Below are 22,461 nucleotides of genomic sequence, written 5' to 3' on the forward strand. Positions count from 1 at the left end.
TGGCCTCTTACCTCAGCTGAGCATCTGCCCGCCATCCACCACGATGGTGTGGCCCGTGACCCAGCGCGCGGCCGGCGAGGCGAGGAACAGCACCACATCCGCCACCTCCTCCGCATGGCCCAGCCGCCCGAAGGGGATGGAGGCGAGGATGCGGTTGTAGAGCTCGGGCTGCGTCGTCTTGCGCTGCTCCCACATGCCGCCCGGGAATTCGATGGAGCCGGGGGCCACGCCGTTCACCCGCACGCCATCGGGCGCCAGCACGGCGGCCTGGCTCTGGGTGTAGTTGATCAGCAGCGCCTTCACGGCGGCATAGGCCGGACCCCGCGGCGAAGGCCCATAGCCCGAGATGGAGGAGAGGTTCACGATGCAGCCGCGCGACGCCTTCAGCGCCGGGATGGCCGCGCGGCTGGCGCGCGTGGTCGCCAGCACGTCCACGTTCAGGCTGGCGGCCCAACCTTCCTCGGTGTCGGCCATGCCGAAGCCCGAGGCGTTGTTCACCAGCACGTCAATGCCGCCCAGGGCGCGCTCGGCCTCCGCGATATAGGCGGCGATCTGACCCGCGTCGCCCAGGTCGCAGCTGGCCGCATGGCCCTTGGCGCCCAGCTCGGCCTTGGTCGCCGCCAGGGCCTCGGCGCCGCGCGCGCAGATGGACACCGCCGCGCCGGCCCGGGCGAAGCCCAGCGCCACGCTGCGCCCGATGCCCTTGGAACCGCCGCACACCACCACGCGCTTGCCGCTGAAATCGAACATCCTTGCCTCCCTGCCGGTACAGGCCGCACGCTCCGGCCCGGCGAGGCGGCCGTCAAGCGCCCCGCCCCGGGAGAGCAGCGGGGGAACGCCATGGGCATGGGTTTCGGCGGCAGCAGCGTCTTCAACATGGCCTCGCCCTCGGCCAGCGCCGCGAGCGTGGCCCGCATCCTGCGCGACTATGTGGAGCCCGCGCCGGCCCGGCCCCGGCGCATCCTGGACGTGGGGGGAACACGGGCGGGCTTCGCCGCGCAGGCCAGCCTGCCGGCCCAGACGCAGCTCGTCATCGCCAACCCCGAACCCGGCGTGGGCGCCGACCTGCCCTATGCCGAGGACCTGCCAGGCAATGATCCGGGGTTTGACCTCATCATGCTGTTCGGCGTGATGATGTATCTCCCGCCCGCCGAGCTGCGGAAGCTGCTGGCGGGCCTGCGCGACCGCCTGCGCGGCACGGGGACGCTGCTGATCGCCGAGCCCGACCCCGAGGGGGTGGTGGGCCGTGTCGAGATCGCGGCCAAGACGGTCTATGCCCTGGTCAAGAGCCTGCGCACGCCCACCCGCTTCCATTTCCACACGAAGGGCGAGACCGAGGCGCTGCTGCGGGAGCTGGGCTTCACCTCCGTCACGTCGCGCGAGGATCTGCGGCCCCGGCGCCCCTTCCCCCTGCCGCCGCCCCAGCCGCCCTACTTCATCCTGGCCGCGCGGCGGTAAGCCCGGGGGGCCTGCCTTGACGGGCGGCCGCGCCCGACGCACGCAACCTGGATGGCCGCCCCACCACTCCTGACACTCGACGCCGTGCGTTTCACGCTCGGCAACACGCCCTTGCTGCAGGGGGCCGCGCTGGTGGTCTCGCCCGGTGAGCGGCTCGCCTTGGTGGGGCGCAATGGCAGCGGCAAATCCACCCTGCTGCGCATCGCGGCGGGCGAACTGGAGCCGGAGGCCGGCACACGCTTCCTCCAGCCCGGCACCACGCTGCGCTATCTGCCGCAGGAGCCGGACCTCTCGGGCCATGCCACGGTGCTGGACTACGCGCTGTCGGGCCTGGGCCCGGCCGATGACCCCTATCGCGCCCGCGCCTTGCTGGAGCGCCTGGGGCTGACGGGCGCCGAGGACCCCACGCGGCTTTCGGGCGGCGAGGCGCGGCGCGCCGCCCTGGCCCGTGCGCTCGCCCCCGAACCCGACATCCTGCTGCTGGACGAGCCCACCAACCATCTCGACCTGCCCGCCATCGAATGGCTGGAGGAGGAGATCGCCTCCCTGCGCGGCGCCCTGGTGCTGATCAGCCATGACCGGCGCTTCCTCACGCGGCTCTCGCGCGCGACGCTGTGGCTGGACCGCGGCATCACCCGCCGCCTCGACCGTGGCTTCGGGGAGTTCGAGGCCTGGCGCGCCGAGACGCTGGAGCAGGAGGAGCGCGACGCCCACAAGCTCGGCCGCCAGATCGCGCGCGAGGAGCACTGGATGCGCTATGGCGTGACGGCACGCCGCAAGCGCAATGTCCGCCGCGTGGCGGAACTGGCCGCGCTGCGCGAGGCCAGGCGCACCCGCGTGAAGCCCGTGGGCCAGGTGCGGATGGAGGCCGCCGAGGCCGCGCCCTCCGGCGCGCTGGTGATGGCGGCGGAAGACGTGACGAAAGCCTGGGGCGAGCGCGTGGTCGTGCGGAACTTCTCCACCCGCATCCTGAAGGGCGACCGGGTGGGCGTGGTCGGCCCCAATGGCGCGGGCAAGACCACGCTGCTGAACATGCTGACGGGCAAGCTCAACCCCGACAGCGGCCAGGTGAAGCTCGGCGCGAACATCGCGATGGCGAGCCTCGACCAGATGCGCGCCGCCCTCGACCCCGACGCCACCCTGGCCGACACGCTGACCGAAGGCCGTGGCGACCAGGTCTGGGTGGGCGGGCAGCCACGGCATGTGGTGGGCTACATGCAGGATTTCCTCTTCGTGCCGCAGCAGGCGCGGACCCCCGTGGGCAAGCTCTCGGGCGGCGAACGGGGGCGGCTGCTGCTGGCCCGCGCGCTGGCCGCCCCCTCCAACCTGCTGGTGCTGGACGAGCCCACCAACGATCTGGACCTGGAGACGCTGGACCTGCTGGAGGAAATGCTGGGCGATTATGGCGGCACGGTCCTGGTGGTGAGCCATGACCGCGACTTCCTGGACCGCGTCTGCACCAGCGTCATCATGAGCGAGGGCGAGGGGCGCTGGCAGGAATATGCCGGCGGCTACACGGACATGCTGGCCCAGCGCGGCGCGGGCGTGGCGGCGCGGGAGGTGACGCGCGCCCCCCGCGCCGCGCCCGCCGCGCCGAAGCCCGCCGCATCGGCGCCCGCGAAAAAGCTCTCCTTCAAGGAGCAGCACGCGCTCAACACCCTGCCCGCCACCATGGGGAAGCTCGGCGCCGAGATCACGGTGCTGCGCAACTGGCTGGCCGACCCCGACCTCTACAGCCGCGACCCCAAGGGCTTCGCCGCCCGCACCGCGGCACTCGCCGAGCGCGAGGCCGCGCTGGCGGCGGCCGAGGAGGAATGGCTGCGCCTCGAGATGCTGCGGGAGGAGCTGGAGGGGTGACGCCCCTCCTCACCGACCTTGCGACCCAGGGCGCGGGGACCACGCGGCTGCTGCACGGCCTCGCCACCCGCGCGCCCTCCCGCTTCCTGGGCCGCGTGGCCGAGGTGGGGTGGGAGCTGGCGACGACCGGCCTGCTCGACGCACTGCGCCCGCTGCGCGGCGGCATCACGCGCGAGGCGCCGGGTCGCGCGGCACCGCGCGGGGGTTCGCTCGGCCTCTATCTGCACTGGTCGCCGGACGGGCGGGTGTCCGAGATGGTGCTGCGCCAGGTGGAGGGCTGGCGGGCGCTGGGCTTCGACATGGTCTTCGTCACCAACGCCCGCATGCCCGAGGCCGATTGGGACCGCGCAGGCGAATCCACGGTGCTGCGCCTGGCGCGGGAGAATGTCGGGCGGGATTTCGGCGCCTGGCGCGATGCCGCGGCGCGGGCGCTGACGCATTTCGGCACGCCCGATGAGTTGCTGCTCGCCAATGACAGCGTGCTGGGGCCCATCCGCCCCCTGGCGCCGCTGGTCGCCGCTTGGCGGGCCGGGGGCGAGGGGCTGTTCGGCATGACGGAAAGCCTGGGCGGCGGCTCGCATCTGCAATCCTACGCGCTGCTGGCGCGCGGCGGGCGGGCCGTGGAGGTGATGGCGCGACACCTGGCCGAATACCGGGACCGGCGCAGCAAATGGCGGGTGGTGCGCGAGGGCGAACTGGGCCTCACCGCCCGCGCCCGTGCCGAGGGGCTGCGCTGCGCGGCCCTGTTCGGCTATGCGCGCGCCCTGGCCGCCATGGACCCCGTCACGCGCGAAGGCCTCGGGCCGCGCTTCGCCGACCCCGCGGCGCTGGCGCGCTTCCCGCTCAACCCCACCCACCACCTCTGGCGCGTGCTGGTGGAGCGGATGGGCTTTCCCTACCTCAAGACCGAGCTGGTGCGGCGCAATCCCGGTGGGTTGCCGGGCGTGGAGGATTGGCGCGCGCTGGTGCCGCCCGATACCCTGCCGATGATCGAGGACCATCTGGCGGCGCTTGGCTGAGGGCCCGCGCCCTCACCACACCACGTCGAACATGGCGCCTTGCGGCAGGGTGCGGAAGAAGGAGTTCTCGGTCATCTGCAGGGCCGCATGGGCCATGAATTCGTGCCGCTTGCCCGTGCCGCTGTCGAGCCACCAGGTGATGGTCTTCAATTCCTGCTCGCCCAGCGGACGGCCGGTGATCTGCTGGTAGAATTGCTGGGCAAATTCCTGGTTGCCCATATGGCCCCAGCGCGCCGCGAAATCGGGGTGCTGCGCGATCTGCCAGGACAGGCCGAAGAGATCGAACGTGCCCGCCCGCCAGGCGGACCACCAATGCCAGACATGCGGGTTGGGCGCCCAGCCTGCGGCCGTGCTGATCAGCCCCGTGATTTCCTCCATGTTCGCGCGTGGCACGTAGAAGCCCTGGTAGGCGGCCCCCTTGAAGTCGCTGAAGGCGGAACGCCAGTTCATGATGGTGCCGACGAAGTCGATGCGGTTGGTGGCCCCCGAATCGAGCCTCCCGGCATGCCAGGTTATGGTGCTGCTGGAGACGGCATAGTCCACGGCGTTGGCGTAGATGTGCTCCACGAATTGGCGGTTGGTCATGGAGGCGAAGAGGGAGGATTTCGGGCTGTAGTTCAGCGCCCAGTCCAGCACGTTCCGCTCGGTGGCGCCCCAGGCGGAGACCCGGTCATGGAAGTAGCGCATCTCCCACAGGCTGGGGCCGCGGTCGAACACCGTCTGGAAGGCGAGCCAGAGCCGTGCGGCGACGCCGGTTTCCGTGAAATCCACGAAGCCCGAGGTGAAGTCGATGTACTTCGTCGCCTTGAACCAGACCGTATCGCCGTTGACGGTGTCCACCCGCATCAGATCCGCCGCGCGCGAGACGGAGGCGATGCTCCATGGCGCGGCGTAGGTGCCCACATGGTCCACCGAGGTGTGGTAGAAACCCTTGCGGACTTCGCCGGGGGCCATGACGTCAATGGGCGTCGTGCTGGCGCCGGGATTGGGCAGCACCGCGATATCGAGCCTGAAGCCCGCGGATTGCCTCCCGTCGGACACGTTCAGGAAGATCGGAAAATGGGGGCCGTCGGTCAGGTCGAGCTGGACCCCGGGCCTGAGCCGCAACTCATTGCCCACGATCATGAACTGCCAGGAATATTCCTCGCTGAGGTGGAAACTGTGGCCGCCGGCGGGGGTGTCCGGGTCATCGACCTGCAGCCGGCCGATGGTGGCGCCCTTCACATCGGCACGGACGCTGCCACCGGAGGAGAATCTCAACGCCTGGGGCGGCGTGTCGTCGATGTCGAGGACGTTGACCGTGAAGGTGGCGGCACTTCGTGCCTTCGTGCCGTCGGACATGAAGAAGTCCAGGTGGAAGTCCACGACCGGCGTCTGGCCCGCCCTGGTGAACCATTCATAGTCCAGGCGCGCCATCGGTGTGATGAAGATGAGGCCCGTGACGGGGTTGAGGTTGGCGTGGAAGAAGTTTCCGCCGAAACCACCCACCTCCACGAAGCGCACCTGGCCGGGGTCGGAGAGCAGTTGCAGGACGCCCATCCATTCCCAAGGCGCGGCGTTTTCCACGATTGAACCGGGCGGGCTTCCTGCCGTCGCCAAAAGTCGCATGCGCGGATCCCCTGTTGATCAGCGCCGTGGCTATGCGGTTCGTCTGGTTAACATCTCCTTGTTGGGTCCGTCCGACAGGCCCGGCACCCTACTCGCGCGCGCGCCCCGCGGAGGGTGAGAGCCAGCCGCTCAGGCGACGAAGCGGCTCCGTGAGGCGCCAGCTCCGCGATTGCTCCATATGGGCGAGGCGTGCCCGGGCGAGGGCATTCTCCGCCTCCAGCTCCGCCATGCGCGCGACCTGTTGCGCGAGAGCGCCGGTTTCGGCCTCCGCCGCGGCCAGCCGTGCCGTGACCGCCTCCAGTTCCTGGGCCATGCGCTGTCGCTCCTGGGCATGCAGGGCCTTCATCCCCGAGCCGGCTTCCTCCACGCCGGTCAGCGCGGCCTGGGCCTCGCGCAGTGACGCCTCCAACCGCGCGGCGCGCTCGCTTTCCTCGGCATGACGCGCCTTGATCTCCTCGCGGGCCGCCTCCGCGCCGGTCAGGCTGGCATGCGCCGCGCGCAGCGATTCCTCCAGCCGCGCCGCGCGCTGGCCTTCAGCGACGAGGAGAGCGATGTCCTCGGTCTCGGCCACGGGATTGATCAGGCCTTCCTGGCCCAGGCGGCGCGCATTGGTGGCGTCGGGGAAGGCGTCGAGCAGGAAACGCGCGGGGGGCACGGGCTCCGGTGATTTCTGGAACACCATGACCAGGTCGTTCCACACGTCCTGTCGCCGGCGCAGGGTCCCGCTCTCGATCAGGTGCATGGGCTGGCCCGCACGCGCCGCCCAGCGCGCGAGGGCCAGCGCGGCATCGGGATAGAAGCGCCAATTGTCATGCGGATAGGCGTGATAGGGCCCGTTGGAAGGCACGTCGAGGAAGAGGAAGCCGCCCGGCCGGACGACCCGCGCCATTTCCAGGAAGGTGTCCCAGAAGGCCGCGTCGTGCTCCAGGCATGACACGCTCACGCAGGCATCGAAGCTGTCGGCCTCGAAAGGATAGGTCGTGCCCTCCAGCACCACATCCACCCCGGGCCCGGGCTCGATGTCGAGGCCCACATAATCCGCGCCCTCGGGGGCAAGGCCTCGCAGGCTGCCATTCACGTTCATCGAGCCGACATCGAGGATGCGCAGGCCCGCGCCCGTGCAATAGGCCTCGAAGAAGGCGGCACCGGCGGCCATGGCGGTATCGTGCATGGGCTATTGTATCTTTCCGATTCCGGCCGGGCGGAACGCGATCCGCCCCAGACCGACCAATGCAGCATAGCATCGAAGGCAGCCGTCCCGAACCAGGGATGAGGCTGCGGGCGTGGCCATCAGGCCAGAAGACGCGCCACGGCCTGGCCATCCTCCTGGAGGGGCTGGTCCGGCCACGAGCCGAGGGGAAGCCCGGTCTGCCCGGCAAGCAACCGCCGCACGCCCATGGCCACGCGGTCCTGCTCATCCTGCCAGGTCCAGGGCGCGTGGATGGCCTCACGCAGTTCCGACCGCATCATGGCCTCGTTCCACGGTGCCGCGACCTGGGAGATGCGCCCATGGAAGCCCATGGCGGCGGTGGAGAGCGGCTCCGTCACCACGCGGCAGCCGCAGGCGGCGGCCAGGTAGAGGCGCGGCTCCTGCGCGGCCACGCCATCGGCGTGCACGTTCAGCACGATGCGGCTGCGCCGGAACAGCGTGGCGAGATGCGATCCCGACACGCCATGCGCCACCCAGAGGAAGCGCAGGGAGGCGCTGCGGAGGAAATCCAGCACCTCGATGCGGTGCGGCGTGGCCTTGCCCACGAAGCACACATCCACCGGGCGCTCCGCCCCGGGCTCCCCCGGATGGAAATGCGCGGTGTCGAGCGGCAGCGGGTGGTAGTCCGTGATGGGCCAGCCCAGGTGGCGCACCGTCTCGGCCCGGCCGGCATCGTAGTAGATGCAGCGGTGATAGGCGTGCCACGCCATGCCCTCATAGACCTTGAGGCGCAGCGCGCTCTCGGCCGTCATCTGCATCTGGCCATCCTGCATGGCGGGCAGGGGCTCGGTCAGGAAGGCGATCCGCAGGCCTGGAATCCGCTCCAGGTAGCGCGCGGGGTAGAGTTCCGGCCGGTAGAACAGCGTGACGTCCGGGCGCCAGTTCCGCAGCACCATCAGCCAGGAATAGTCGCCCTCGAAGACGTCGAGGCAGAGCACATCGGGGTCGTGCCCCCAACCTTCCGGATAGTGGTTGGCGAACCAGGTGCGCGCACCGACGACGGCGATCCGCATGGTCAGCGGCCCAGCCTTGTCCGCAGGTAGCGCAGCGGCGCCGTCACCCGCCAGGAGGTGGAGTTCGCCATCGCATCCAGCATGGCCTTCTGCTGCGCCACGGCGGCATGCAGCGCCGCGACCTCGCCGGGGGTGCCGGGCGGCGGGAGTGTCACCTGCCCGGCCTGCACCGGCGCCTGTGGCGGCGCGAAGCCCGCCATGCGCTCCTCGATGATGCCGCCGATATCCTCGACCAGGGCCTGGTAGCCGCGCATGGCCCGGGCATCCTTGATCAGGCGCAGGAAGGGCGCGAAGCGCTCATCCTCCGGGCCCAGGAACAGCACGCCGAGGCCGTGCGAGTGGTGGAACTCCATCGAGGGGAAGTGCTGCTTCAGCTCGTCCCACAGCCGGTGCACGCCGAAGCCGTCGCGGTGCACCGCGATGTCGTGGAACATCACCACGCTGCTGGGCGCCATCAGGTGGAACCAGGTGGAGAAATCCTCCTTCACCGCTTCGTAGGTGTGCAGCCCGTCCACATGCAGGATGTCGATCGAGCCGGGGCGGAAGGCCTTGCGCGCCTCGATGAAATAGCTGCGCATCAGTGTGACGTTGCCGAACACGCCGCGGGTGTAGTGGTCCAGCTCCTCGTAGATGCGGTCGCCGGCGTATTTCCCGGCGTGCTCGTCACCCTCCCAGGTGTCCACGCCCACGCAATGGGTGTCGGTGCCATAGGTGCGCGACGCCGTCGCCGCCGCGATCAGGCTCGCGCCGTAATGCACGCCGAGGTCCACATAGGTGCGTGGACGCAAGGCACGGAACAGCGCGAACAGGAAGGGGATATGCCCCGACCAGGCCGTGAGCGGCATCTTGGTGGGCAGGTTGAACAGCGGCGCCACCAGCGCCTCGTATTCCTCCGCCAGCGTGCCCGCGAAGAGCGAGGCGGGCATCGCCGTGGCCAGGGCGACCTCCCGCGACTCCTCCTTGGGCTCCGTCACGGCGCTGCCGGCGTGGCTGGACAGCAGGACGCTGCCATCCTGCCCCAGAACGGAGAAGCTGCGCGCTTCCGCCGGAGAGGATCGCGAATCGATCTGCAGCAGCAGCCCGTCGAGCTGCCCCGCGGTGGTGGCCGCCGTCTCGGCATAGGGCGCGCGCACATAGGGGAAGGCGAAGTCGAGCGGCCGCGCGGCGGGCGGCTGCGACGGCCGTGCCGGATAGGCCAGCGCGATGCCGCGCATCGTCTCGGCATCCAGCTCACCGCGCGCGGCCTCGCGGTCCAGCGCCACCCAATGCGCGCCCTGCCCGTCCTGCAGCAGCGTGTCGTCATGCCGGATGCGGCGCGCGCCGGCGGCCACCTTGAAGCGGAATTGCGCGCGGCTCTGCACCGGAATGTGGAACAGGGCCGGCTCCGTCACGGGGGCGATGTCCAGCGTGACGCCGGGTTGCGACAGCACCGCGTGGTAGCCCTGGCTGACCGTCCAGCCCTCCCGCCCCGCGAGCGCCTTGCCCAGCACCACCTTGGTGTATTCGGACGGCGTCTCGGCCCGCAGGAAGGGACGGGCGAAGATGTTCCCGCCGTCCAGGTTCTCGGGGCAGATGTGGTGCCAGCGCAGGCTCAGCCCGTCGCGGTCCTTGTAGGGGGCCAGGAAGGCCTCCAGCGCCGCGCGGTCGGCGAAGGGCAGGAATTCGTCGCAGTCGAGGAAGAACAGGAAATCCGGCTGCACCGTCTCGAAGATGCGGCGCGCGAAGCCCGTCGCCAGCTCCGCCTGCGGGTAGCCCGACGCCTGGAGCTGAAGCAGCTCGAACCGAGCATCGCCCCGCGCGGTCACCAGGTCAGGCCCGCCATCGGTCGAGCCATGGTTCAGCAGCACGACATGGTCGAAGAAGGTGCCCAACTGGTCCAGGAAAGGCCCCATGATGGCCGCCTCGTTGCGGAACATGGTGAAGCAGGCAAGGCGCATGTCGAAGTCTCCGTGGGTGCGGCCGCGGCGGGTTGCGGGGGCGGGCGTGGCGCTCCCTCCTCCGGCGGTCGGCAGGTTCAGATGGCGCAACGCGTCGGTGGGCGCGGCCAGGGGCAGGGTGCGGTGGCCGCGCTCACCGGCCCCGCTGGTGTCCAGCGGGCCGAAGGCGGCGAGGAAGCTGCGCTGCGCGGCCTCCCAGGCCGCCACCTTCGCCTCGGGGAAGTCCGCCACCGTGGAATCATGCAGCAGGACAAGGCCTTCATGGACCGCCACCCGCGCGCCCGCCCGGGCGGCGCGATAGGAGAAGTCCATGTCGTAGCCCACGAAGCCGCGATAGGTCTCGGCATCGAAGCCGCCCAGCTTGTCGAACAGGTCGCGCCGGCAGGCGATGAAGATGCCATCGAGCGCCACCGCGCCCTCCTGCAGGCCACCGCTCGCCGCGCCGAAGATCTGCAGTTCATGGCGCCCGGGCTCGCCGGGCGCGCGCGCGACCACCTGGCCCAGCGTGTGCGGACGCCCCGCATCATACCAGTTGCCGGACACCATGCGCCGCGTTCCCGCCGCGCCGAACATGTCCACCCGCGCCGCCGCATCCCGCAGCAGGGCCAGCGGCTCCGGCGAGAGGATGCGGATGTCGTCATGGCAGAAGACGAACCAGTCGCAGGCGGGCGCCATGGCCGCGCCGCGGTTGTGGCCCTCGCACATGGATTTCGCATCGGGCACGCGCACCACGGGCGGGGCATCGGCGCCGAAGGCCGCGCGATGCCCCTGCATGAACCAGTCGAAGCGCCGGTCGTCCATGCTGTTCACGATGAAACAGAAGCGGGTCATGCCGCAGCCTCCGTGCGGATGGTGAGCCTGGTCGGTGCCATCGGCACGCCCAGCAGCCCGCCCAGATGCCCGGGCGTGTCCACATGGACCACCAGGGCCTCGTGCAGGAAATGCTGCATGACATGCAATGTCTGCGTGCCACTGGCGACGGCGGCGCCGAAGCCGTAGTCGCCGGGAGAGAGCAGGGGCATCCGGAAGGTGAACCGCGCCTCGATGACGGCGCCGGCCGGTGCCTGCGCCTCCTCGCGGATGCGGTCGCGGATGTTGTTATGGACGAACACCACCTGCCCCAGCCTGTCCTTGAGCTGGAAGCCCATGATGACGTCGGTCAACGCCACGTCCGTCCGGGCGCGGGTCACGAGGGTGACCACCTGGCCGCCCTGGACCATGCCTGTGGGGCGCCCTTCCGCATCGCGCAGTTCGATGCCGGTGATGCGCGCCTGCCCCGCGCCGAAGGCGTTGCCATCGAGGCGCAGCCCCGCATGGGGCGAGGGGATGATGCCCTCCTCGCCCGCCACGGACTCCAGCGGCATGTCGGGGATGGGTGCGAGCGCGTGCTGCTCGCGCAGCGCGGGGCTGACGGTCACGGTCTCGTCGGACAGGCCCTGGCCCTGGGTGTGGGCGAAGCTCGCATAGGCCTCGGCCACGTCACGCGCCGCGCCCGCCATGCGCAGCCGCCCCTTGTCGATCCAGATCGCCCGCTGGCAGAGATTGGTCACGGCACCCAGGTCATGGCCGCAGAACAGAATCGTGCCGCGCTGCTGGAACTGACGCAGCCAGCGCAGGCATTTCTGCTGGAAATACGCATCGCCGACCGCCAGCGCCTCATCCACCACCAGCACATCGGCATCCACATGCGCGATGACGGAGAAGGCGACACGCATGGCCATGCCGGAGGAATAGGTCTTCACCGGATGGTCTATGAAGTCGCCGATGTCGGCGAAGGCCAGGATGTCGTCCATCCGCGCCAGCGTCTCTTCGCGCGAGAGGCCCAGCACGGATGCGTTCAGCAGGATGTTCTCGCGCCCCGTGAATTCGGGGTTGAAGCCGGAGCCGAGTTCCAGCAGCGCCGCCACCCGGCCCTTCACCCGCACGTCGCCCGTGGTGGGTGTCAGCGTGCCGCAGATCATCTGCAGCAGGGTGGACTTGCCCGCGCCGTTGCGGCCCAGGATGCCCACCGTCTCGCCGCGGCGCACCTCGAAGGAGACGTCGTTCAGCGCCCAATGCTCGGCGAAATACCGCCGCTCCTCCAGCGCGAGGCCGAAGCGGCGCAGCGCGCGCGCGAGGCGTGGCTGGATGGCCTGGCGCAGCCGGTCGCGCGGCTCCGCGTAGAGCTTGTAGCATTTCGACAGCTGCCGGACCTCGATGGCCAGCTCCGTGGTGGCGTCAAGCTCAGAGGACATCGGCGAAACCTCCCCGCAGGCGACGGAAGACCCAATGGGCCAGGGCCAGCGCCCCCAGCGCGCAGAGGAAATAGACCGCCAGCGCCACGAAATTGGGCCATGCCCCGAAGATCAGGACCGCGCGCGCCTCCGTGATGATGGGCGTGAGCGGATTGAGGCGCACCACGATGCGCCAGCTTTCCGGCACCGCCTCCACAGGGAAGAAGATGGGCGAGAGGAACAGCATGAAGGTCAGGATGGGCGCGATGATCAGCGCCACGTCGCGCACGAAGACGCCGATGGTCGCCACGAAGATCACGGCCGCCATCAGGAAGATCAGGAAGGGCAGCAGCACGACGGGCAGCAGCAGCGCGGTGGGATGCACCACGCCATGCGCGAGGTAGTGCCCCGCGACCACCAGCACGACCGTGATCAGCAGGTTCACCAGCCCCGACAGGATGATGACGGGCGGCAGGATTTCCAGCGGGAAGACCACCCGTGTCACGTAGTTGGCGTTGTCGATGATCAACCGGGGCGCGCGGCCCACCGCCTCCGAGAACAGCGTGTAGATGGACAGGCCCACCAGCAGCAGCAGCGCGAAGTCGAAGGGGCTGCTGCCGCCCGTACCCCAGCGGGTGGGAAAGATGCCGGTGAAGACGAGGGTGAACACGGCGGCCGTCAGCAGCGGCGTCAGCACCGCCCAGACGAGTCCCAGCATGCTGCCCCGGAAGCGCTGCGCCAGCTCGCGCAGGACCAGGCGCCAGCATAGGGCGCGCTGCGCGATCAGGAGGCGGAGCAGCCCCGGGAGGGAATTGGCGGTCAGGATCATGATCGCGGCGAGATAGCATGAATTTGCGCGCGGAGGGTCCCGTCCCCCCCGGATCGGCAAGGGCCCCTTCGGCGGCCAGCCGGGGCAGGCCGGTGGCCGGGTCGAGCAGGGGCGAGAAATACGCCTCCTCCGTGATGAAGGCACCATGGCGCGCCCGGAGCAAAGCGGCCAGCGCCGGCGGCGGCGCCACGGCCGCGCGTCGCGCCTGGCCCGCCCGGCGGACCGCCGCCTGCGGGCAGCACAGCACGGCCAGCCCCGCCCCGCGCAGCCGCGCGCAGAGGTCGAGAAGCTGCCAGGGGTCGGGCAGGCTGTCGTCAAATCCGCCCGCCGCCGCCAGCGCCGCGCGCCGCAGCGCGAAGCCCCCACCCCCACGGCCGAGACGCGACGCACCAGGCGAAGGGCTCCGCCATGGCCGGATTCATGCGCCTGCAGGGCATGATAGGCCGGCTGCGCGAGGTGGGGGCCGCCCATGACCCAGCCCGCCTCCATGACATCGCCGTCCTGGTCGAAGACCGGCCCGCCCGCGAGGCCGACCTCCTCGCGCAGCGCCTGGGTGACCAGTTCGCGCAGCCACTCCTCCCCGTCCGGACGGCAATCCGCGCCGAGGAACACCAGGACATCGCCTGACGCCGCCGCGGCTTCCGCCCCGCGCCCCTGGGCGACGGGCAGCACCGACAGCCCCGGCCATGCGGGCAGCGTGCCGGGATCGGCGCCCGGCTCCAGCAGCAGCGTGACGGGGGGCATGGGCTCCGGCAGCGGGTAGCGGACGCGATGCATGAGTTCGAGGCCCGGCGCGGGCAGGATCTCGGCGCCCGATACCCCCTGGGCCGCGACATGCTCGGCCAGGGCGCGGCGGGCCGCGACCAGGCAGCGCTCCAGCGCCGCCTCGGAGAAGCTGCGGTTGCCGCTCGCGGCCTGGCGCCAGTGATAGAGGACAGCGGCGATGTGATGGATGCCCCCGGGCCGGGCCAGGCGCGACACGCGCAGGATCAGGTCATGGTCCTGACTGCCCTCGAAGCCCTCCCGCAGCCGCCCCGCCGCCTCGATCAGCGAGCGGCGATAGACCCCCAGATGGCTGACCAGGTTCTGCCCCATCAGCAGGTCCGGGTCGAAGCCCGGCTTGTGATAGACGCCCGACCGGCGGCCGCGATGGTCCACCTTGTCCTCGTCCGTGAAGACGACCTCCGCCTCCGGATGGGCCAGGATGTGCATGCCGACGCGGTAGAGGGCGTGCTCGGCCAGCAGGTCGTCATGGTCCATCAGCGCGACCCATTCGGCCGTCACGAGGTCGAGCGCGGTGTTCGTCGCGGCGGAGATATGCCCGTTGCGTTCCCGCCGGACGAAGCGGATGCGCGGGTCGGCGGCGAATTCCGCCACCACCGCGCGCAGCTGGTCGGAGGGCGAGGCATCATCGGCGATGCACAATTCCCAATCCGGCCAGACCTGGCGCTGGACCGAGACGATGGCCGCGCGCAGCAGCTCGGGCGGCGTCTCATAGGCCGGCATCACGACCGCGATCCGGGGTCTTTGCGGGATCAGGGCCAGCTCACGCGCCATGGCGTCGCGCGCCGCCGGCTCCAGCCGGTCCACGCGGCGCGCCCAGCGCGTGTAGGAGGCTTCCGACCGCAGCCCGCGCTGCGACAGCACGAGGGCCAGGAGCGGAATCAGGCCCGGGACGCCCCGCACCATGGCCCGCACCCGCGGGCGGGCGCGCAGCCATTCACGGCCCAGCCGCGCCACCTGGCGCAGGTGCAGCCCCATCGGCGGCGCGAACCTCATGGGCTTCCCTTCAGGCAAGCCGGCACGAAACCCCATGCCATGCCGCGCGCACCGCCATGCGGCGACGCCCCGGGTGGCGATTCCACTTCGATGTCATGTAGGGAAGCCAGGGTCTTCGGGTCTCGCTGACAGCTCGGTGACGGGTTTGACTGGATCGCCATGCCGCCGCAGTTCGGCATCAGTAAGGCCGCAGCGTGGCCAGGGTTGCACCCGAAAGCATGTCGCCGGCGATTTCCGGCAAGGTGATGCCCTTCCTCATCCGCACGCCCTCCGCCACGGATCTTGGCCCGGGGCGGGGGGCATGCGCCGAGGCGATGCTGGAGGATTCATCCTTGCGAATGTCGAATATTGCTCCGCGCATGTCGTCAATCCATGCATCCGATAGAGCAGCCGACCGCGCGAGACAATACGTGCCCGTGCCAAGGACCTTCACCCGGTCGAGACCGGGTGAGGCTTCATCAAATATTTAACTTTTTGCCGGCGATGCGGCCAGATTGTTGCAGAAACCGCCTCAACGGCACATCAGCACGGGAATTTCCGCGTTTTCCAGCACATGCCGCGTCACCCCGCCCAGGATGAGCTGGCGCAGGCGGGAATGGCTGTAGGCGCCCATGCAGAGCAGGTCCGCGTTGAAATCCCGCGCCGCGCCCAGCAGCCCCGCCCCCACATCCTTGGTGAGCGGCTTGAACTGTTGCGCCTCGGCCGTGATCTCGTGCCAGTGCAGATAGGCCAGGATGCCCTCCACCGGCGGGCCGCGGCGCTGGTATTCATCCGCGTAGAGGATGCGCCGGGCCTCGGCGCGGTGCAGCCAGGGCAGGGCCGCGGCGATGGCGGCCGCGCTCTCGCCCGTGCCGTTCCAGGCGCAGCAGACCCGGGTGCCGATGCTGGCCGGCGCCACGCGGGGCGCGATCAGCACCGGCCGGCCGCTGTCGAACAGCACCGCGTGCAGCGCGTCGCTGCTGCTGACATCCTCGCCCGCCTCGGGGTGGGGCACGACGGCCATGTCGTAGAGGCGCGATTGCTGCGCCACCACATCCTCCTCGCGCCCCGCGATGGATTCGAAGGAGAGCGTGGGCCCGCCCGACTTCAGCGCCGTTTCGGCCGAATTGGCGATGGCGACATCGCCCGAGCCGGCGGCGAAGCGCTCGAACAGCGCCCGCACGCGCGAGGCGCGGTCACCGCTCTCGCGCTCGGTCGCGGCCATCATCTCCTCGATCATGGCGCCCGACAGGCCTTCGCCCGCCAGGGGGGCGACGTCGCGCGCATCCACCCGCACATGCAGGCAGTGGACGTGGGCGTTCCAGATTCGGGCCACCATCAACGCGGTGGCCAAGGCGGCTTCCCCGGCGGCGGTGCCGGTCAGCGGCAGCAGCAGGCGACGATAAGCCATGGTGTCAGTCCCCCAACCTCTTGTGAGTTGAAACGGTTATGGCGAGGGCGGGGGTGGCAAGTCCAGCGCCTTCATCGCTTCGGGTGCCGCGTCATGGGTCGCGTCGAGGATGTGCCAGTCGAGCGGCCCGGGGTCACGCGCCGCGGCGGCCTCCAGGATGGCGGGGGTGGCGTCCGAGGCATCGTCCCGCCGCCCCGCCACCCGGGCGCGGAGCACCTCCATCGGCGCCGTCAGCCACAGCCCGGTGAAGTCGGGGTGGAGCGCCGCCACGGCCTCGCGCTCGGCCTGGCGCTGGAACATGGCGTCGAGAATGACGCTGTGGCCGGCGGCCAGCGCCTCGCGCGCCCTGGCCTGGAGTTCGGCGAAGACGTCGGCGTTGGCTTCGGGGGTATAGGCACTCTCGGGCAGGCGGGTTTCGGGCGCCACGCCGGCCAGGCGCTTGCGCGTCTCGTCGCTGCGCAGCACCACCGCGCCAGGGGCGGCCCCCAGCGCGGGGGCGATACGCCGCGCCAGCCAGGATTTCCCCGTGCCCTGCAAGCCGCCCACCGCCACCAGGCGCGGGGCCGGCCGCGCCGACAGATAGGCCAGTGCGGCGCGCAGCAGCGGCACCCCGTCCTGCCCGCGCTTGCCCGCCACATGGGCGCGGATGAAGGCACGTAGCGAAAGCCACAGCGGCATCCCGCGCAGCATGGCCACATCACCGGTGCGGCCGAGAGCGCGGTTCAGCACCCGGTTCGCCGCCGCCCTGCCCTGGCGCTGGTCCAGGTCCATCAGCAGGAAGGCCAGGTCGTAGCCCACATCTATGGTGGCCAGCGCCTCGTCGAATTCCAGCGCGTCGAAGGCATGCGGCGCGCCGTCCAGCAGGCAGAAATTCCCGAGGTGCAGGTCGCCATGGCAGCGGCGCAGGAAGCCCGCGGCAGCGCGCTCGGCCAGCCAGGGGCGCAGCGCCTCATGCGCCGCCAGCGCCGCCGCGTGCCAGGCCAGGACCTCCGCCTCCGGCAGCCCGGCCGCCAGCCCGGCCGCGCGGTTGCCGGCCAGGGTGGCGTCCATGGCACCATCGCCCGCGCGGCGCGGGGCGCGGGCATGGAGGTCCACCACCGCATCGGCCATCCGGTCGAGCAGCGCCCCGTCCAGCGCGCCATGGGCGTCGAGGAAGGCCTCCGCCGGCAGGCGGCGCATCCGCAGCACCCAATCCAGCACCTCGCCCTCGCCGCCCAGCGCCAGCCCGCCCGCGCCCCGCGTCACCGGCACGGCGCCGAGATAGAGGCCCGGCGCATTGGGCGCGTTCAATGCCTGTTCATGGGCGATGAGCCGCGCGCGGGTCTCCAGCGCGGTGAAATCGAGAAAGCCGAGGTCCAAGGCCTTCTTCAGCTTCAACACCTCCCCCTCGCCCAGGAAGACGAGGGAGATATGCGTCTCCACCACCCCCTGCCCGGTGATCCCGGCCAGGAATTCCGCCACCTCCCGTTGCGCGGCGGGGGCGGTCATCAGGGGTAGAGGGCCTCTTCCCGCCAGGCCCCGCCCTCGGCCAGGAAGACGCGGCGCTCGTGCAGGCGGAAGGGCATGTCGCGCCAGAACTCGATGCGCGCGGGCAGGATGCGGAAGCCGGACCAGAAGGCGGGGCGTGGGATCTCGCCCAGGCCGAATTTCAGCGTGTATTCGGCGACGGCCTTCTCCAGCGCCCAGCGCCCCTCCAGCGGCCGCGACTGGCGCGACGCCCAGGCCCCGATGCGCGAGGACCGGTGACGGGAGGCGTAGTAGGCATCGGCCTCGGCATCGGTCACGGGCTCCACGCTGCCCTCCACGCGCACGCTGCGCTGAAGGGTCTTCCAGTGGAAGCACAGCGCGGCATGGGGGTTGGCCGCCAGCTCGCCGCCCTTGCGGGATTCGAGGTTGGTGTAGAACACGAAGCCCCGCGCATCCTGCCCCTTCAGCAGCACCATCCGCGCCGAGGGCCTGCCATCAGGGGTTGCGGTGGCGAGGCACATGGCATTCGGGTCATTGGGCTCGGTCTTGGTCGCCTCCGCAAGCCATTCCGCGAAAAGCGCATAGGGGTCGGTCATGCCTGCTCGCCTGTCCTGGCCCGGGGTGGGGTCCGGGGGGGCCTTGCCCGGTCAAAGGGCATGTGCCACCACCCCCCACGCCCCGCAACCTCCTGACCGGACGACCATGACGGAAGACGCCAACGCCCCCCTGCCGACCGGAACGCTGATGCAGGGCAAGCGCGGCCTCATCATGGGCGTGGCCAATGACCGTTCCATCGCCTGGGCCATCGCCCGCGCCGTGGCGGCGCAGGGTGCCGAGCTTGCCTTCACCTATATGGGCGACGCGCTGGAAAGGCGCGTGCGCCCGCTGGCGGCCAGTGTGGGAAGCGACATCGTCCTGCCCTGCGATGCGGGCGACGACGCGCAGATCGACGCCGCCTTCGGCGAGATCGAGAAGCGCTGGGGCAAGCTCGACTTCTTCGTCCATGCGGTGGGCTTCGCGGACAAGCAGTATCTGCGCGGCCGTTTCCTCGACACCCCGCGCGAGGCCTTCCTGCAGGCGCTCGACATCTCCTGCTATTCCTTCGCGGCCACCGGGCGGCGGGCGGCGGCGCTGATGAGCCAGGGCGGCTCGCTGCTGACGCTGTCCTATCTCGGCGCCGAGAAGTGGGTGCCGCACTACAATGTGATGGGTGTCGCCAAGGCCGCGCTGGAGGCCAGCGTGCGCTACATGGCGGCCGACCTCGGCGCCGACGGCATCCGGGTGAACGCCATCAGCGCGGGCCCGATCAAGACGCTGGCCGCCTCGGGCATCGGCGATTTTCGCTACATCATGAAGTGGAACCAGTACAACGCGCCCATGCAGCGCAATGTGGGCCTGGACGAGGTGGGCGGTGCCGGCCTCTATCTGCTGAGCCCCCTCTCCACCGGCGTCACCGGCGAGGTGCACCATGTGGATTGCGGCTATCACATCGTGGGCATGAAGCACCCGGACGCGCCGGACCTCAGCATCATCAACAGCTGAGGCCTCAGGCTTCGGGGCGGGCCGCCCAGCCCCGGGCGAATTCCTCCTGCGCGGGAGTTTCCACCGCACGCGGGTCGTGCCGCGCGCGCACCCATTCCACGGGGTCACCCTCCACCCCGCATTCGGCGGCGAGACAGGCCAGCACCGTGCCCGTGCGCCCCAGCCCGGCCTTGCAGCCCACATAGAACAGCCGGTCCGGCTCCGCCGCCATCGCGGCCTTCAGCGCGTCCAGCGTGGCGCGCAGCGCCGCCGGGTCGGGCAGGCCGAAATCCACGATGTCCAGCGTCAGGGCCGCCGCATCGCGGTTGGGGGCATGCGGGTCGAGGCAGAGGCCGAAGGCGCCCTCCGGCAGGGCCGTGAAGGGCCCGGCCGCGAGCCGGACACCCAGCAGCTTCATGCCGATGGCACCTCACCCCGCATCTGCTCCGCCTCCCGCCGCAGCCGGCGGTAGGAACGTGCGGAGAAGTACAGCATGCCCGCATAGATCAGCCCGCCCAGCGCCAGCGCGGCCCAGGGGTCGGTCACCAGGAAGGCCACATAGGCGCCCACGCCGAGGAACAAAGGCAGCACGAGCCGCGCGGGAATCTTGAAGTTCTTGAAGGACCAGGATGGCAGCGTGCTGACCATCAGCCCCCCACCACAAACAGCATGACGGCCGCCACCATCGGGTGGCGAATGGCCGTCGCCGTCATCGGCCAGCCCCATTCGGCGAAGGCCAGCCAGGCGAAGAGCGGGAACAGCACCAGCCCCGCCCCCGCCGGCGCGGGCACGCCCGTGAAGAAGTTGTAGGCGTAGGCCGGCTTGGGCACCTCCACCACGCCCGGCTCCGCGATCGAGGCCGCGTTGAAGCGCGCCAGGCGCAGCGCGCTGCACACGGCAAACAGCACGCAGGGAATGAAGCCCCAGGGCCCCACGCTCTGCATGGTCCAGAGATAGAGCACCAGCGCCGGCGCCACGCCGAAGCAGAGGAAGTCGCTCAGGCTGTCGAACTCGGCGCCGAAGCGCGAGGTGCCCTTGAGCAGCCGCGCGATGCGCCCGTCCAGCCCGTCAATGACGGCGGCGACCACGATGAAGGCGGCCGCATGGCCGAAGCGGCCCTCCAGCGCGAAACGGATGGCGACCAGCCCCGCGCAGAGGCCCATCATGGTCAGCAGGTTCGGGATCAGCCGGTTGAAGGACGGCCCGCTGAAGCGCGGGCGCTGGCGGGGGGCCAGGCCCCGCAACCGGCCGCGCAGCCCCTCGCGGATCAAGCGCGCAGGTCGGCGAGGATGGTCTCGCCGCCGATCATGGTCTGGCCCACCAGCACGGTCGGCAGAACGCCCTCGGGCAGGTAGACATCGGTGCGGCTGCCGAAGCGGATGATGCCGAAGCGCTCACCGGCCGCGATGATGTCACCCTCGCGCGCCGTGCAGACGATGCGCCGCGCCACCAGCCCCGCGATCTGCACGCAGCCCACCATGCGGCCATCGGGCAGGTCTATGCGCAGCGCGTTGCGCTCATTGTTCTCGCTGGCCTTGTCCAGGCTGGCATCCACGAAGGCGCCGTGCCGGTAGGCGATGCGCGCGACGCGCCCGGCCACGGGGCTGCGGTTCACATGCACATCCATCACCGACAGGAAGGTGGCCACGCGCCAGACGGGCGTGGTGCCCATGTCCAGCTCCGGCGGCGGCGCGGCCAGGCTGACCATCACCACCTTGCCATCGGCGGGCGCGAGCACGAGGTCCGGCCGCGGCGGCGGCACGCGCGTGGGGTCGCGGAAGAAATACAGGCAGAAGCCCGTGAAGAGCGCGCCCAGCCAGAACAGCCAGGAACCGAGGATCAACCCTCCCACCACGGCGACGGCGGCGCCGCCATAGATGAAGGGGCGCCCCGCCGGATGCGGGGGTGCCAGGACGAGCGAGAGGCTGTTTCGGAGGGACATGGCGGCGGTTTATCCTCCCTTAACCGGCGTGGGGCAAGCATGGCGCATGATCACACTTGGCCCCTTCGCCGTCGGGCAGGACGGTACGCTCTCCCCGCGCGCGCCAGGGCTTCGCCCCGCGCTGCGCTTCGCCTGGCGCGGCCGTCGCTGCGAGGCGGAATGGCGGGATGAGAAGCTTCAGCTGCGCGCCCTCGCCGGCCGCATTCCCTCCACCGTGGACAAGGGGCAGGCCCGCAGCCGCTCCTTCGCCGCCGCCGCCACCCTGCCGCCGGAACTGCCGGAGGGCTGGCGCCTGCGCCTCACGCCCGACCACCAGCTCACCTTCGAGCTGGACGCCCCGGTCCAGCCCACCGCCGTGGCGCTGGTGGGCACCATCGTGCGCTTCGCCATGGCGCTCGACCCCTATCTGGACCGGCTGGAGGCCGCCGGAACGCACTGAGACGCCGCGCTCAGCGCAGCAGCCAGGCCAGGGCCACGCCCGGCAGGGAAGCGGCCAGCAGCAGGACGGGCGCCAGCCAGGCGCCGCGACGGCCAGCGGGGGCGGCGCCCAGCAGCAGCGCGGCCAGCGGCGCCAGCGCGGCCATCCAGTCGGCCGGGGCGCCGCGCATCAGCAGCCCGCCCGCCAGCACCGCTGCCAGCAGCATGACGAAGGGCAGCAGCGCGGCCTCGGGCAGCGGCTGGCCCAGGAAAAACAGCGGCAGACCCGCCCCCAGCAGCACCAGCGCCAGCAGCAGCCAGGGCCCGGGCGTGCCCGCCGCCCAGAGCCCCGCCGCCAGCGCCACCGCTGCCACCGTGGCCCGCCACGGGCCCATGGCCGCCCGGTGCAGCAGCGGCACCAGCAGGCCCAGCAGCACCAGCACGGGGATGACGCGCCGCAGATCGGCCTCGGTCAGCGGCGCGCCGGCCATCCACCATCCCGTCCCCACGCCCCCCAGCAGCACCAGCCCGCCCGCGACCCAGCCGCGCACGCCCAGCGCCAGTGGCAGGGCCAGCAACAAGGCACCCAGGGCCAGCAGCGGCAGGCGCTCCGGCAATTGGCGGGGCGAGGCGCTGAACCCGCCCATCACCCAGGCGAAGCCCAGAAGCGCGCCCAACGGCAGGGCCAGCGCCGCCCAGCGCCCCCGCCGCAGCATCACGGCCCAGAGCAGCGCGGTGCACAGCGCCAGCAGCGGCGCGCCGGCCGGATGGTCCATCAGGGGGGAATCGGGGAACACGCGG

18 protein-coding genes and 1 pseudogene are annotated in these 22,461 nt (G+C 71.0%); 5 read left to right on the forward strand and 14 right to left on the reverse strand.

Translation table 11 applies throughout. The features are described 5' to 3' along the window. Window positions 1–12: 12 nt before the first annotated feature. Entirely contained in the window at window positions 13–750 is a 738-nt protein-coding gene (locus tag ICW72_RS08985) for an SDR family NAD(P)-dependent oxidoreductase (RefSeq protein WP_191085876.1), read from the reverse strand. 90 nt (window positions 751–840) lie between these two features. On the opposite strand from ICW72_RS08985, the gene ICW72_RS08990 reads away from it, so the two are divergent. From ICW72_RS08990 to ICW72_RS09000, 3 genes are read left to right on the forward strand one after another with little or no spacing between them, the layout of a single operon-like run. Beyond that, window positions 841–1,458, forward strand: coding sequence for a class I SAM-dependent methyltransferase (locus ICW72_RS08990; RefSeq protein ID WP_191085877.1), 618 nt, complete (start codon window positions 841–843; stop codon window positions 1,456–1,458). 51 nt (window positions 1,459–1,509) lie between these two features. Continuing rightward, window positions 1,510–3,315, forward strand: coding sequence for an ABC-F family ATP-binding cassette domain-containing protein (locus ICW72_RS08995; protein ID WP_191085878.1), 1,806 nt, complete (start codon window positions 1,510–1,512; stop codon window positions 3,313–3,315). Next, on the forward strand, window positions 3,312–4,334 hold the full coding sequence (locus ICW72_RS09000; RefSeq protein ID WP_191085879.1) for a rhamnan synthesis F family protein: 1,023 nt from the start codon (window positions 3,312–3,314) through the stop codon (window positions 4,332–4,334). Before ICW72_RS08995 ends, ICW72_RS09000 begins: the two co-directional genes overlap by 4 nt. A gap of 12 nt (window positions 4,335–4,346) precedes the next feature. Here ICW72_RS09000 and ICW72_RS09005 read toward each other — a convergent pair whose 3' ends face one another. From ICW72_RS09005 to pdxH, 9 genes are all read right to left on the reverse strand, one after another. Continuing rightward, on the reverse strand, window positions 4,347–5,873 hold the full coding sequence (locus ICW72_RS09005) for a cadherin repeat domain-containing protein (RefSeq protein ID WP_191085880.1): 1,527 nt from the start codon (window positions 5,871–5,873) through the stop codon (window positions 4,347–4,349). 157 nt (window positions 5,874–6,030) lie between these two features. After that, the gene (locus tag ICW72_RS09010) at window positions 6,031–7,113 is read right to left on the reverse strand and encodes a methyltransferase domain-containing protein (protein ID WP_223880935.1); all 1,083 of its coding nucleotides are present in this window, start codon (window positions 7,111–7,113) and stop codon (window positions 6,031–6,033) included. Window positions 7,114–7,232: 119 nt separating this feature from the next. Continuing rightward, window positions 7,233–8,165: a glycosyltransferase family protein gene (locus ICW72_RS09015; RefSeq protein ID WP_191085881.1), complete on the reverse strand. Its 933-nt coding sequence runs from the start codon at window positions 8,163–8,165 to the stop codon at window positions 7,233–7,235. A 2-nt stretch (window positions 8,166–8,167) separates the two neighbouring features. Then, window positions 8,168–10,933 carry a class I SAM-dependent methyltransferase gene (locus tag ICW72_RS09020; RefSeq protein WP_191085882.1) on the reverse strand — a complete coding sequence of 922 codons (2,766 nt, stop codon included), beginning with the start codon at window positions 10,931–10,933 and terminating at the stop codon, window positions 8,168–8,170. Further along, a complete protein-coding gene (locus tag ICW72_RS09025) occupies window positions 10,930–12,336 on the reverse strand; it encodes an ABC transporter ATP-binding protein (protein ID WP_191085883.1) in 1,407 nt (468 codons plus the stop codon). The genes ICW72_RS09020 and ICW72_RS09025 overlap by 4 nt, the downstream gene beginning before the upstream one ends. After that, on the reverse strand, window positions 12,326–14,923 hold the full coding sequence (locus tag ICW72_RS09030) for a glycosyltransferase (RefSeq protein WP_191085884.1): 2,598 nt from the start codon (window positions 14,921–14,923) through the stop codon (window positions 12,326–12,328). Before ICW72_RS09030 ends, ICW72_RS09025 begins: the two co-directional genes overlap by 11 nt. 511 nt (window positions 14,924–15,434) lie before the next feature. After that, the gene (locus tag ICW72_RS09035) at window positions 15,435–16,313 is read right to left on the reverse strand and encodes a universal stress protein (protein ID WP_191085885.1); all 879 of its coding nucleotides are present in this window, start codon (window positions 16,311–16,313) and stop codon (window positions 15,435–15,437) included. 36 nt (window positions 16,314–16,349) lie between these two features. Next, window positions 16,350–17,801 carry a bifunctional aminoglycoside phosphotransferase/ATP-binding protein gene (locus ICW72_RS09040; protein ID WP_191085886.1) on the reverse strand — a complete coding sequence of 484 codons (1,452 nt, stop codon included), beginning with the start codon at window positions 17,799–17,801 and terminating at the stop codon, window positions 16,350–16,352. Continuing rightward, window positions 17,801–18,376 (reverse strand): pyridoxamine 5'-phosphate oxidase, encoded by a 576-nt coding sequence (pdxH, locus tag ICW72_RS09045; protein WP_191085887.1) that lies wholly within the window; start codon window positions 18,374–18,376, stop codon window positions 17,801–17,803. The genes ICW72_RS09040 and pdxH overlap by 1 nt, the downstream gene beginning before the upstream one ends. Before the next feature lie 106 nt (window positions 18,377–18,482). On the opposite strand from pdxH, the gene fabI reads away from it, so the two are divergent. Then, the gene (fabI, locus tag ICW72_RS09050) at window positions 18,483–19,322 is read left to right on the forward strand and encodes an enoyl-ACP reductase FabI (protein ID WP_191085888.1); all 840 of its coding nucleotides are present in this window, start codon (window positions 18,483–18,485) and stop codon (window positions 19,320–19,322) included. 4 nt (window positions 19,323–19,326) lie between these two features. Here fabI and ICW72_RS09055 read toward each other — a convergent pair whose 3' ends face one another. From ICW72_RS09055 to ICW72_RS09065, 3 genes and pseudogenes are all read right to left on the reverse strand, one after another. After that, complete coding sequence (locus ICW72_RS09055; RefSeq protein ID WP_191085889.1) at window positions 19,327–19,719, reverse strand: protein-tyrosine phosphatase family protein; 393 nt, start codon at window positions 19,717–19,719, stop codon at window positions 19,327–19,329. Next, window positions 19,716–20,569: pseudogene (locus ICW72_RS09060) on the reverse strand (CDP-alcohol phosphatidyltransferase family protein). The gene ICW72_RS09055 and the pseudogene ICW72_RS09060 overlap by 4 nt, the downstream one beginning before the upstream one ends. After that, entirely contained in the window at window positions 20,569–21,243 is a 675-nt protein-coding gene (locus tag ICW72_RS09065) for a phosphatidylserine decarboxylase (protein ID WP_191085890.1), read from the reverse strand. The pseudogene ICW72_RS09060 and the gene ICW72_RS09065 overlap by 1 nt, the downstream one beginning before the upstream one ends. Before the next feature lie 46 nt (window positions 21,244–21,289). Here ICW72_RS09065 and ICW72_RS09070 point away from each other — a divergent pair, with 46 nt between their 5' ends. Beyond that, the gene (locus ICW72_RS09070) at window positions 21,290–21,682 is read left to right on the forward strand and encodes a hypothetical protein (RefSeq protein ID WP_191085891.1); all 393 of its coding nucleotides are present in this window, start codon (window positions 21,290–21,292) and stop codon (window positions 21,680–21,682) included. 10 nt (window positions 21,683–21,692) lie between these two features. Here ICW72_RS09070 and ICW72_RS09075 read toward each other — a convergent pair whose 3' ends face one another. Further along, window positions 21,693–22,457, reverse strand: a complete 765-nt coding sequence (locus tag ICW72_RS09075; RefSeq protein ID WP_191085892.1) for a hypothetical protein — start codon at window positions 22,455–22,457, stop codon at window positions 21,693–21,695. Window positions 22,458–22,461: the final 4 nt, after the last annotated feature.

The organism is Roseococcus microcysteis (genome assembly GCF_014764365.1).
Lineage (GTDB): Bacteria > Pseudomonadota > Alphaproteobacteria > Acetobacterales > Acetobacteraceae > Roseococcus > Roseococcus microcysteis.

Coding starts and splice junctions, on each gene's coding strand:
- ICW72_RS08985 (WP_191085876.1), bottom strand. CDS start 750: ATGTTCGATTTCAGCGGCAAGCGCGTGGTGGTGTGCGGCGGTTCCAAG.
- ICW72_RS08990 (WP_191085877.1), top strand. CDS start 841: ATGGGCATGGGTTTCGGCGGCAGCAGCGTCTTCAACATGGCCTCGCCC.
- ICW72_RS08995 (WP_191085878.1), top strand. CDS start 1,510: ATGGCCGCCCCACCACTCCTGACACTCGACGCCGTGCGTTTCACGCTC.
- ICW72_RS09005 (WP_191085880.1), bottom strand. CDS start 5,873: ATGGGCGTCCTGCAACTGCTCTCCGACCCCGGCCAGGTGCGCTTCGTG.
- ICW72_RS09010 (WP_223880935.1), bottom strand. CDS start 7,113: ATGCACGATACCGCCATGGCCGCCGGTGCCGCCTTCTTCGAGGCCTAT.
- ICW72_RS09015 (WP_191085881.1), bottom strand. CDS start 8,165: ATGCGGATCGCCGTCGTCGGTGCGCGCACCTGGTTCGCCAACCACTAT.
- ICW72_RS09020 (WP_191085882.1), bottom strand. CDS start 10,933: ATGACCCGCTTCTGTTTCATCGTGAACAGCATGGACGACCGGCGCTTC.
- ICW72_RS09025 (WP_191085883.1), bottom strand. CDS start 12,336: ATGTCCTCTGAGCTTGACGCCACCACGGAGCTGGCCATCGAGGTCCGG.
- ICW72_RS09030 (WP_191085884.1), bottom strand. CDS start 14,923: ATGAGGTTCGCGCCGCCGATGGGGCTGCACCTGCGCCAGGTGGCGCGG.
- ICW72_RS09035 (WP_191085885.1), bottom strand. CDS start 16,313: ATGGCTTATCGTCGCCTGCTGCTGCCGCTGACCGGCACCGCCGCCGGG.
- ICW72_RS09040 (WP_191085886.1), bottom strand. CDS start 17,801: ATGACCGCCCCCGCCGCGCAACGGGAGGTGGCGGAATTCCTGGCCGGG.
- pdxH (WP_191085887.1), bottom strand. CDS start 18,376: ATGACCGACCCCTATGCGCTTTTCGCGGAATGGCTTGCGGAGGCGACC.
- fabI (WP_191085888.1), top strand. CDS start 18,483: ATGACGGAAGACGCCAACGCCCCCCTGCCGACCGGAACGCTGATGCAG.
- ICW72_RS09055 (WP_191085889.1), bottom strand. CDS start 19,719: ATGAAGCTGCTGGGTGTCCGGCTCGCGGCCGGGCCCTTCACGGCCCTG.
- ICW72_RS09065 (WP_191085890.1), bottom strand. CDS start 21,243: ATGTCCCTCCGAAACAGCCTCTCGCTCGTCCTGGCACCCCCGCATCCG.
- ICW72_RS09070 (WP_191085891.1), top strand. CDS start 21,290: ATGATCACACTTGGCCCCTTCGCCGTCGGGCAGGACGGTACGCTCTCC.